The organism is Streptomyces sp. NPDC001027 (assembly GCF_040299045.1).
Classification (GTDB): domain Bacteria; phylum Actinomycetota; class Actinomycetes; order Streptomycetales; family Streptomycetaceae; genus Streptomyces.
The window spans coordinates 1-10235 of sequence record NZ_JBEPBI010000266.1 but is presented as its reverse complement, the minus strand read 5'-3'; the positions used below and the strand labels follow the sequence as shown (position 1 = coordinate 10235).

The window sequence follows — 10235 nt, the reverse complement described above, 5'->3', positions numbered from 1 at the left end:
CACCGCCGCGATCACCCGATCCAGAACCCAGTTCGACTGAACACGTCCACCGACCGGTATGCGGAAGCCTTCTAGGCTTCCGCGAGTGTAACGTCGCGGACGCGGACAAGCTGATCGCCTGGCTCGCCGAACACCTCGCGTGCAAGGAGCGCCAGCCGGAGCAGGTACGCGTGGAGCTGCTGGTTCGCGGGAATCGCGGCCTGAACCACTGCGACGGCCAGTTTGCGCAATTCCCAACGGAGTACTCCAGGGCTTCAGTCGGCAGTGATCACCCTGAATGATCGAGGCTGGTCAGAAAGCGGAGCACCGAATCCAAGCCCGGTGCCGCGGTGGTGGCCGACCTGACGTGCAAACCAGCGGACTCGGCGAGGAGGACGACTTCTCTGATGAGGCCCTCCGGATTGCGGGTATAGAGCTGCATTGTGTCACCGCGATGCTCGACCCTGCTCACCTCGGGCACCCGGCCGGCCGCCACGGCGACGGCGTCGGCGATCCCGTTGAGCTGGATGCTCACCACCGTCTGCAACCCCGACTCGGAACGCAGGATGTCGGGCGAGCCGATGGCCGTGATCTTCCCTCGGTTCATTATGGCGATTCGGCCGCACAGTTCCTGTGCCTCTTCCAGGTAGTGAGTGGTGAGCACGATAGTGGTGGTCTTGGTGGCGTGGATGGCACGCAACAGCTTCCACACCACCTGCCTGGCGTTGATGTCGACACCCGCTGTCGGCTCATCGAGGAAGAGCACCTTGGGTTGGTGCATCAGTGCTCGGGCGATCAGGGCACGCCGGCCCTGGCCGCCCGATACCCTCGTGATGGTTCTCGATGCGACGTCCGCAATGCCACACTCGCGGAGCAGGCGTGCGGCACGCCGCCTCGCGATGTGAGAGTCCAGCCCGAACATCCGCCCGTGGAACTCGAGATTTTCCGCCAGCGTTAGCTGCGGATCAAGGGTGTTGCGCTGCGGGACCACACTGATGGCTCGTTTAACTGCCACCGGACGGTGCTTGACACTGACGCCCGCCACGCGCATACGGCCATGGGTGGGCTTGATAGCAGCGGTCAGTAGGCCGATGAGCGTTGACTTGCCGGCCCCATTGCTGCCGAGTAGACCGAAGAACTCTCCTTGGTCGACCCGCAGATGCACCCCGTCCACCGCAGTGTGTGGCCCGGCCTTGCCCTGGTAGACCTTGGTGAGGCCCTTGGCCTCGATTGCAGGAGAGGATGGACCAGGCATTCGAGTATCTCCTCCGCGGACCCTGTGATCGGCTTCACCATGCATTGGTCTCGGCCAGAGACTCCGCGCCTCATCGATGTCTGGAGCAAGCCACACACCTCGATGTGCCACTTTGGTTCGGGGCTTCAGTGCGCCACGGTTTCGCTTCGTCCAAGGAGTAGAACGCGCCACCAGATCACCCCTTGCGGCGTGTCTGTGCCGCGCGAAGGTCGCGTCCTTCACTGTCTCATTGCAGCGTTGATCCTTCCAGGGTCAAATGTCCCGGGAGTCCAGTGATCGTGAACGTCGGTGGCCGCCCCACCAAAGACTCGTAGCATCCTGCCTTCGACGCCGGCGAACGCGTGGGTGGCGACGCCTGCACCTCTAGGGGGTGCGGATGAGCTGCTGGTCCTGCAGGTTTCGGCAACGGCTGAATCTGGGGGCCATGTCGACCGGGTGTGGCCATGGGAACGTCTAGACCTTCAGCCACCTGATGGGTAGTCACTGGACCGCAAAAATCACTGCACTCAGTGGGCTGCTGTCAGAACCGGCTCACCAGTGTGCGGTGATGGACGAGGGGTCTGAGTGTAGCGCCCGATCAGCGCGGTACCCGGAAGAGCATGCGGCACGCAGCGGGGCCAGGACCTCCGGGTCGAGGAGGTTCGCTGCCCCGACACGCGCCGGATCGACCTGGCTTGCAGCCGACGAGAGCCATTCCGGTGGCGCGGCCACCTCGAGAAACCCTGCCAGCCTGCGCAGGCTCGTCACCGGGTCCAACAGGAGTTGTTCGTAGCGCATCGCTGTCCAGATTCCGAAGGGCATCCTGGTCAGCTCGGCGGCTCCTGACCGAGTCATGGCCGACCACCGGGCACCGAACGCGGGCAGCGGGATATCACATTCCATGATCGACTTAGCGTCGAGGGTCAGATGCCTGGTAACCGGGCCGGGGGCGAGGGCTGCTCGTATGTTGGTACCCGCGGCTTCGACGAGGACCGGGATTCGGGTCCCGGCGTGTTTGCTCATCGATAGTGCGCAGTCCACCCCGTCGCGGCTGAGGTAGACGAAACGCGCCTCCGGGAACGCCCGGCGTAGTTCCGCCACGAAGGTGATCGATCCGCCAGTGCGCTCCACGACGACTGAGCGGCCAAGATGGGAGGCGAGCCAGGAGAACAGGTGACGGTAATGGTCGGCGACCTGCCGGGCCGGCCAGCGCGACACTCGAACTGCCAGCCGGTCATAGAGCGCATCCGGGGTGTCGGTCAGCGCCGGCAGGGTCATGTGACTGATGAACGGCACGCCGGCTTCCGGATCGAAGCGACCGGTTTCATACGGATACCGAAACTCCGGCAGGGCCAGACCGCCGCGGACCATGGCGTCCATCAGCGGTACAGGCTCCGCGATCTGCCGCCAGAATTCACGCCCGTCCAGGCGCCCGTCCAGTCGTCCCTTTATCGGGACGATGCCGAACAACTCACTGATACTCAGTACATCCGGATGCTCGTGCAGCAGCTGCGACAGCAGGGTTGAGCCGCAGCGCCCAGTATTGATCACAAATGTCAAGGCCATGATTCAGCTCCAGACCAATGTGTGTAGGTGAATGCGCGGTTGCCGGGTAGCCCAAGGGCCCGGGCCGGCTCCGCCGGAGTGCGCGTGCCTGGATGAACCCGGTAGTCGGGTCACGCGCCCAGCAGACTGAAGGTCTTGATGACCGTTGGTTGGGGACAGAACTGGTGGGCAGCGGCTATTGACGTCGCAATGCCCGCATCACCGGGGCGAATGACGTTGCCGCCCTCGACGGCACGGTGACAAGGGTGAATCCCCATCGGGCGTGGCGGGCCAGCAACTCCCGCGCGACCTGGTCGACCGTGCCGACAAGGTACGGCACCAACTGCGGCACCAATTGCGGTGGGCACCCCAGAGATCGGGCCAGGGCGTCGTTCACCGCAGCCGGGTCGCGGGTGACGAAACACCCCCACAGCAGGTGGTTCAGGCGCGGCGGAGTGATCCGGCCCGCCGCCCCGGCCCGTACCCAGTCCAACTGGGTATCGGCGTGGTCGGCGAGCATGCAAGTGTAGTCGGCGGGCCCGGCGGGGCCCAGTGGCGGTAGCACGCCGACGATGTCCGCCTCCCGCCCGGCTAGTTCCAGAATCCGGCGACGTGCCCCGCCCAGCAACAGCGGGGGTACGGGGCTGCCGTTGGTGGCGGCTGCCTCTGCCAGGACCTCCCGCACCGGCCGCAGCGCAGCCCGTAACCGCTCGACACGCGCAGCACCGGCTTTCATGGCTATTCCCGCCTGCTCGTAATCGGTGCGCAGCCAACCGGCTCCCAGGCCCACGACGGCGCGGCCTTCGGAGAGGGTATGGACGGTGGCCATCTCTTTGGCCAGTAGGACCGGATCGCGCAGGTCGCTGTTGAGTACATAGCTGCCCAGCCGAATCCGGGTGGTCAACCCAGCGGCCATGGCGAGTGCGGGCACCGCGGCCAGCCGCAGATGCAGATGGTCGGTGACCAGAAGGGTGTCGTAGCCGAGATCCTCGCAGCTGCGCACCACAGCGGACCAGTCCTTTGCGCTGTGGTTCGGCTCCACGACAACAGCGAACTCAAATGATGGAGGGTTGATCACTTCTGCTCTCTCCTGCATCATCCTCGATCCACCCGCGTTTGTTATCGGCCTGTGGGCAGATAAACCGGAAGAGTTTCTAGAGTGTCTGGACGGACTCGAAATTCCAGCTCTCTGGCATATTGCCTGGAAACTCCCGGTGCTGCCGGAATGCCTTTTATTGCCGGGCCCTCATGCTGAAACGGGTCATTCCGACGACGGTAGTCAGGGTCGCGCCAGCACCGATCGACCAGAGCAGGACGTATCCAGGTAGGTGATCGAGCTGGGGGGTGATGGCGAAGCGGGTGGCCTCGGTGACGTAGACGACGGGGTTGGCCAGTACGCCGTACTTCAGCCACGGGATGGGGCCAAGCGATGACCACGGATAGTAGATGCATCCGAGCATGATCATGATGGGCAGGATGTAGGGCGCCACGTTGGATGCCTTGGCGGGGTTAACGGTAGCGCCGATTGCGACGCCCAGCGCGGCGAACAGGACGCCGGCGCCGACGACGGCACACAGGAGAAGGGGCCATCGGGTCAGGTCGAGTGAGGGTGATGCGCCAGGGGCGTGCACGAAAGTGACGATCGGCAGGGTGACGCATGCGGAGAAGGCTCCGTGCAGGGTGCCGTCGATGATCCTGGCCAGGGCTACGAGCGGTACTGGTAGCGGGGCCATGAGTGTTTGGTCGATCCGGCGCAGTGGTCCGAAGTCGTAGCTCATGGCGGTGAGAGTGGTGGTCAATGCCTGGTTGCAGATACCGATCGCGACTAGGCCCGGTGCCAGGACCGTGGCGTATTGAGCAGTGATACCGAGGCTTTGGCCCTGGAGCTGGGGAAGGACGAAGTCGAAAACGAAGACAGTGGACAGCGTGATTGTCGCGATCCTTGCCACGAACCTCGCCGCTTCCTTGCGGAGTTGACGGATATCGTGTAACACAAGCACGAGAAATGGCTGCCAGACAGTGAGATTTACTTCTTTTTTCCGGTTCATTGTCAGCGACATGTCTTTCCGTCTTCGGTTGTGGCTGCCGCCCGCGACGGCCGATATGTAAGTTTGGCTATTGCAAGGTTGTCACCGCGCCAATCAAGGCTGGCTTACCGGCCCATCGCTGCTTGCAGGAACGGGAATTCTCCGTGCTCGACCGTAGTGAAATACCTGTCGACAGGTGGGTGTGCTGGCTTCGCCCGGTACCGGCGGCGCCATGGAGTGAACCGCCCCGCCCCGCCCCGCACCTGCCACTGTCCGTGGACAGCATCCTGAACTGATCGACCACACCGCTGAGAAGACCCGCCACCTGCTCTCCAGGCCATCTGGCACGTGCCACACGGCCGTGACCGACTCTCGGCCCATGTGGCACCTGGGCCCACCCACCAAGCCGTCGCCCTACGGATCCGCTGCGGACAACGCCAACGCCGAGCTCACGCCCCTTTGCCGTACCAGGCAGGTCACGAACGGATCCTGAATGTGGAGGACCGCACCTGCCCTCTTCACCATCCGTGTTCACCGCAGTGCCCCATGTGTTCAGGAAGGGTTTCGTCCAGGACTTCATTTGAGGTTCTTCTGCCCGACGTGCCACGCTGGAGCGCGCTGGTGCCATGCTCACCCTCGGAGCGAACATCCGAGGGTGAGCATGGTGAGCGCGATAACCGCGACGGTGGTGCGGAAGCCGAACCTCAGCCGGCCACCAGGCGACTCTGGTGTCAGTTGATTCGATCAGCTCGTTCGACAGTCGCTCCACGACGGCGTTGGCGATCGGGTCGCGGTGTCGACGGTGTCATCTCCCAGCCGCCTCTCCGCCGTGTTCTGTTGCGGATGAGGACGAATTCGCTGCCTGATCAGGCGCTGAACGCCCGCGTGCTGGGCCTCGGCTTGGGCCGCGCGGCTGGGATCACCCTCCGTCGCGGGCCGCAGCAATCGCGCCTTCGGCAACCAGGCCAGCGGCAGTAACGCCACCGATGACTCCGCCAACCGCCCCGGCCAGGGCGACGGTGTTGTCTGCTGCCGCCCGCGCAGTCGCAGCAACAGCCCCACCCACCACATCTGCGTCCACTGCTGCTACCCCTCCGGTTTCAGCTGCAGCGACAGCGACATCTTCTACCGCGGCCTGAGCGGCCTCCGCCGTGGCGGTGGCGCCACCGACCGCCTCCGCGTCCGCCACTGCCGTCGCTGCCCCGCCGATCTCAACGGCACCGGCGGCGGCGGCGCCAGCGGCCTCCGCCTCTACCACCGCCCCAGCTGCCGCGGTAACCTCCACGACACAGTTGATCGGGTCGGCTGCTGAGATGAACCCGAACCGGTTGATCATTGACCGATTGGCGTACTCGGACGCCCTGGTGGGCTCCAGTAGATACATTTCTGCTGTCCCTTCTTTCGCTGGCTATTTCTCCGACGGTGCTTCCCGTCGGGTCTCTGGGGCGTCGCGCACGACGCCGCTGAACAGTGGACTGTGGTGGTCAGACGGGATGGGGTACCCCACCTGCCCATGGCCCCTGGTTTGAGAATCCGGCTCGTGACGGCAGCCCCGTCATGTTCCCCGCTTCGGTGATGCCGCGGGGCGGACGGGCAGTTCGCAGGCTGCGGTGGAGCCGGGCATGCGGTGCCGGTTGGCGGCCACCTTCCGGTAGGTGAAGGCGGCGAGGGCCCGTATGACGGGCAGGCGCAGCACGCGGCCGATCAGCCGCCATGGAAGGGTTCCGTAGGCCACCGCGAGGGCGAGCGCTGTGGAGCCCCCGTGGATACCGTCCCCGCAGACGAGGATGATCTCGCGTTCGAGTCGTTCTTGGGCGACGGGGAGTGGATGCGGGTCGAGGCTTTGCCAGGCGACGGTCTGGGTACGGCCGAGAGCGTTGTGGTTGTGCAGCCATCGCAGGATCCGGCGGCAGAATCCGCAGTCGTCGTCGTAGAGCAGCACAGGGAGGTGGCCGGAAAGCGTGGCCTGGCCAGGAGAGGTCATGATCGTTCTTCCGTGGCCGCTGCCGGATGCGGGACGTGTTCGGCAGCGATGTCTCCGGTGGCCAGATCATGCATCTCGGAGACGAAGGTGATCTGCGGTGCTATCTGTGGTTCGTGGGCGGCGATTTGGCAAACTGCGAACTGGACGTCGGCGGCGGTGTTGCCGTGGGGAGCCTGATTCCGTGCCACGTGTAGCAGGAGCCTGTAGCCCATCGTCTTGGGCAGGACGCCGGCGCTCACGACGTCGCCACCCGTCCGGTAGAGCTCGCGGATCGCATCGGCAACGGCTTTCTCAGCCCGGCGGAACGGAGCCCAGAACGTGTGGGTCGGACTGCGTTCCTCGGAGACGACCATTTGGTTCCATTCAGTGAGGGAGCCGTCACGGTGCCGGTGGCGGATCAGCAGGGCCAAGTCATGCATGGCCGGGGTGGGGCCGAAGAACCGGTAGTTGGGTATCGTCAGGCCGAATCTGCCGAACTTGTAGAGCAGTTCCTGGGACTGGTTCAGGTTGCGCAGCACGGTCAAGGTCCCCCACGCAGCGAAGATGGAATACAGCGCGGTCCGCGACGCGACGCGGGTCACCCGGGCAGGGAGCAGCGGGCCTTCGCGGAGGGCTGCGTTGCAGGTCACGGCCGGTCTCCTTGCAGCGCTGGCTGTGTCGTGGCCGGGGACAGGCGGTCGATAACCCAGGCGATGGCGTCGGTGACCTGGTCCGCGAACGGCTCGTGGGTCAGTAGCGTCCGGTGGTCGGCACCGCGCACGACCAACCGTTTACTCACCTGGGACAGGTCGGCCAGTTCCTGGTGGAGCTGGTTCATGACCGGGTCGCTGATGAGGGACTGCTGCGCGCTGACGACCGCTACCGGCCGCGTGCCCAGCGTTGTCAGTTCGGTGGCGCGGGCGGTCCACTCACGCTCACCTAAGTCGAGTTCGCTGCGGGCACCTCGAAGATTGCTGGGTCTGAACGCCATCGCGCTGGTCATCGGACCCACGTCCTCAGGCAGCCGGTGCAGTGGCGCGACGTTGTTCCACGACGGGCGCATGCCCAGTCGGCCGCGCACGATCATCTGGTCGACGTCGTCGCGGAGCCGTTCCAGCGCGGCAGCCTGCGCCGGCGATCGCACATACTGCGCGGGGTGGGCCGAGTCGACGAACACCATGCCGCCGACCAGGTCCGGGAAGCGGTGGGCAAAGGCCCGGATGAGCAGCCCGCCCACCGAATGGCCGACCAGGATGAACGGCGCGTACGCGGCCACTGACCGAATCGTCGCGCGCAGCCTCTCCGGGTGTGCCACACCGTCGGACCGGCGTTGCGGGGGACTCCACCCGGTTCCGGGCCGGTCGTAGGCGATCGAGGCGAACCCGGTCGGCAGCTTTCGCTGGATCCACGCCCATGTCGTCGCCGGATAGCCAAGGCCGTTCTCGAACACCACCGTCGGGCCGCCACCTACACGGGTGATCACATGGAGCCCACTGCCGGCCATCCGCCCCGGCACCCGAGTGGTAGGGCCCCTCAATTCGCGAATCGCGATCTTCGCGGTGACCACGGCCAGGGTGCCGCCGATCAGCAGATTCTCGACACATTCCGCGGTACCCCACTGCCGGGACCACTCCGGCAGCCGACTCCACGAGACCTGCATCACCGCGCCCCCGACCCGAGCTGACCAGAGGCCGCCTGTCCCATCCCGCGGGACATATACGCCACCGCCGGGTAGCTGCCGGTGAACCCCCAGACGAACCGGTTCAACCCCATGAACCGGCCGTTGGCCAGGTGGAACACCGTCGATGAGGCCAGCATCGCCCGGGCGACCGGTTTCGGCGCGACCAGAACCAGGGGGAAGGACAACTCCCCGAGAATCACCATCCACGCCATCAACACCCGAATCGTCGGATACCTTTTCGTCAACTCGTACAGCCACCCGTCACCGTACGTACCCGTGCGCATGATCCCCGTGATTGCCCGGCCGCTGCGCCATTGCGGCGAGGCCACCTTCACTGCGCCCGACACGGCATAAGACAGACACGTCTGGAACGAGAGGTACTTCAGGCATACCCGCTGCGCACGAGCATCGTTCGGGAACAGCCGGGCCAGGAACGCGGTGGCCAGACCCACGTATGAATGGTGATCCGAACCATCACCACCGTAGTGCGTGTGGACGTTGCTCAGACTGGCGGCGGCCACCAGCACACCGTCCAGCAGCATCCGCTCTGTCGGCCCCGGTCGGCCCAGCAGCAGCCGTGCCGCGGCCAGGCCACGCACCGCGGGTATGCCCATTACCGCCGGATAGCTGAACAACTGATCCAGGACTTGAGTCTTCCAAGGGCTCCGATCGGGAAACTGTTCCCGCAACATCTCCCAGGAGAAAACGCCGTTGTCCCGGTTCTCGGAGCTGCGGGACAACTCCTCCAAAGCCCCGATGAGAACACACACCGCATTCAACCGCTCCACCGCCGGTATCACCGGCTCTGGCCCGGACCTCACATGGATTTCCTCGAAGGTTCGGGTCTTCTCGCAGACCTTTTTCCACACGTTCAAGCGCCACCTCCACAAAACAGGGACAAGAAAGGAATTCGTGACACTCCACGACTCAACGTGTTCTCAACCAAAAATGGAGGAAATGGTGAACCGGACTGAATCGTGCTGTGTAGTTTGAGTATCGGTATCCGAGCCGTTCGCCACCAGGGTCAAATGTCCCGGGTCGGGTCGCGCGGAGGGAGTGTCATGAATCAATCGGCTATCCGAAGTCGTCGGGAAACGGGCATCCCAAAGGCGCATCGATCGACAAACGGGCAGCGCCTACCCGTGCCGTCGAGCCCTCAACCGCATTGTTCAGGAGATCTTCACTCCGGAAAACGGGCACGTTCGGTCATGAACTGCCTCTACCTATCCGGGCTAACAACGGCTAACGCAATGAGGTGGATCGGCACTGGCTGCCGTGTCCGCGGTGAGAGTTGAGCGTTCGGTGCGGCGTGGGGACGTCGCCGTGGATCGTGTCGGATGCGCTATGGGATCGCCTGGAGCCGCTGCTGCCGCAGCGTGAGCGTCGCTTTCGGTATCGGGCCGCAAGCCGTTGCCGGACCGGGAGGTGTTGTGCGGGATCCTGTACGTGCTGCACACCGGGATCCAGTGGGAGTACCTGCTCCAGGAGCTGGGCTTCGGCTCGGGCATGACGTGCTGGCGACGTCTTCGGGACTTGAGCGAGGCCGGTGTGTGGCAGCGGCTGCACGAGGTTCTGCTCGCCGAGATGAATGCGGCGGCGAAGCTCGACTGGTCGCGCTGCGTGGTCGACTCCTCCCACGTCCGGGCGTTAAAAGGGGGCAGCACACGGGCCCGTCGCCGGGCGACCGGCGACGGGCCGGCTCGAAGCAGCAAGATCAACCAACAGCACGGCACCCCGCACGCGATACAGCTGACCCGCCGCAACCCCAACGACGGCACCCCGCACAAGCCCAGGCTCGATGCGATC

10 protein-coding genes and 1 pseudogene are annotated in these 10235 nt (G+C 64.9%); 2 read left to right on the top strand and 9 right to left on the bottom strand.

All coding sequences use genetic code 11. The features are described from left to right. On the top strand, positions 1-281 hold a 281-nt coding region (locus ABT300_RS37290; RefSeq protein ID WP_351685673.1), incomplete at its 5' end, for a hypothetical protein. On the opposite strand, the gene ABT300_RS37285 is transcribed toward ABT300_RS37290, so the two are convergent. From ABT300_RS37285 to ABT300_RS37245, 9 genes are all read right to left on the bottom strand, one after another. Next, the gene (locus ABT300_RS37285; RefSeq protein WP_351685670.1) at positions 269-1234 is read right to left on the bottom strand and encodes an ABC transporter ATP-binding protein; all 966 of its coding nucleotides are present in this window, start codon (positions 1232-1234) and stop codon (positions 269-271) included. The genes ABT300_RS37290 and ABT300_RS37285 overlap by 13 nt on opposite strands. Before the next feature lie 531 nt (positions 1235-1765). Next, positions 1766-2779, bottom strand: coding sequence for a sulfotransferase family protein (locus ABT300_RS37280; RefSeq protein WP_351685667.1), 1014 nt, complete (start codon positions 2777-2779; stop codon positions 1766-1768). 175 nt (positions 2780-2954) lie between these two features. Continuing rightward, positions 2955-3857: a TIGR03621 family F420-dependent LLM class oxidoreductase gene (locus tag ABT300_RS37275; RefSeq protein ID WP_351685665.1), complete on the bottom strand. Its 903-nt coding sequence runs from the start codon at positions 3855-3857 to the stop codon at positions 2955-2957. 133 nt (positions 3858-3990) lie between these two features. Continuing rightward, on the bottom strand, positions 3991-4818 hold the full coding sequence (locus ABT300_RS37270; RefSeq protein WP_351685662.1) for an ABC transporter permease: 828 nt from the start codon (positions 4816-4818) through the stop codon (positions 3991-3993). Positions 4819-5704: 886 nt separating this feature from the next. Next, positions 5705-6169 carry a hypothetical protein gene (locus tag ABT300_RS37265; protein ID WP_351685659.1) on the bottom strand — a complete coding sequence of 155 codons (465 nt, stop codon included), beginning with the start codon at positions 6167-6169 and terminating at the stop codon, positions 5705-5707. A 171-nt stretch (positions 6170-6340) separates the two neighbouring features. Further along, the gene (locus ABT300_RS37260) at positions 6341-6769 is read right to left on the bottom strand and encodes a thiol-disulfide oxidoreductase DCC family protein (protein WP_351685656.1); all 429 of its coding nucleotides are present in this window, start codon (positions 6767-6769) and stop codon (positions 6341-6343) included. Then, a complete protein-coding gene (locus tag ABT300_RS37255) occupies positions 6766-7398 on the bottom strand; it encodes a hypothetical protein (protein WP_351685654.1) in 633 nt (210 codons plus the stop codon). Before ABT300_RS37255 ends, ABT300_RS37260 begins: the two co-directional genes overlap by 4 nt. Beyond that, a complete protein-coding gene (locus ABT300_RS37250) occupies positions 7395-8408 on the bottom strand; it encodes an alpha/beta fold hydrolase (RefSeq protein WP_351685651.1) in 1014 nt (337 codons plus the stop codon). The genes ABT300_RS37255 and ABT300_RS37250 overlap by 4 nt, the downstream gene beginning before the upstream one ends. Next, positions 8408-9304 carry an HTTM domain-containing protein gene (locus ABT300_RS37245; protein WP_351685649.1) on the bottom strand — a complete coding sequence of 299 codons (897 nt, stop codon included), beginning with the start codon at positions 9302-9304 and terminating at the stop codon, positions 8408-8410. Before ABT300_RS37245 ends, ABT300_RS37250 begins: the two co-directional genes overlap by 1 nt. 416 nt (positions 9305-9720) lie before the next feature. On the opposite strand from ABT300_RS37245, the pseudogene ABT300_RS37240 reads away from it, so the two are divergent. Beyond that, positions 9721-10235: pseudogene (locus ABT300_RS37240) on the top strand (IS5 family transposase); the annotation flags it as partial.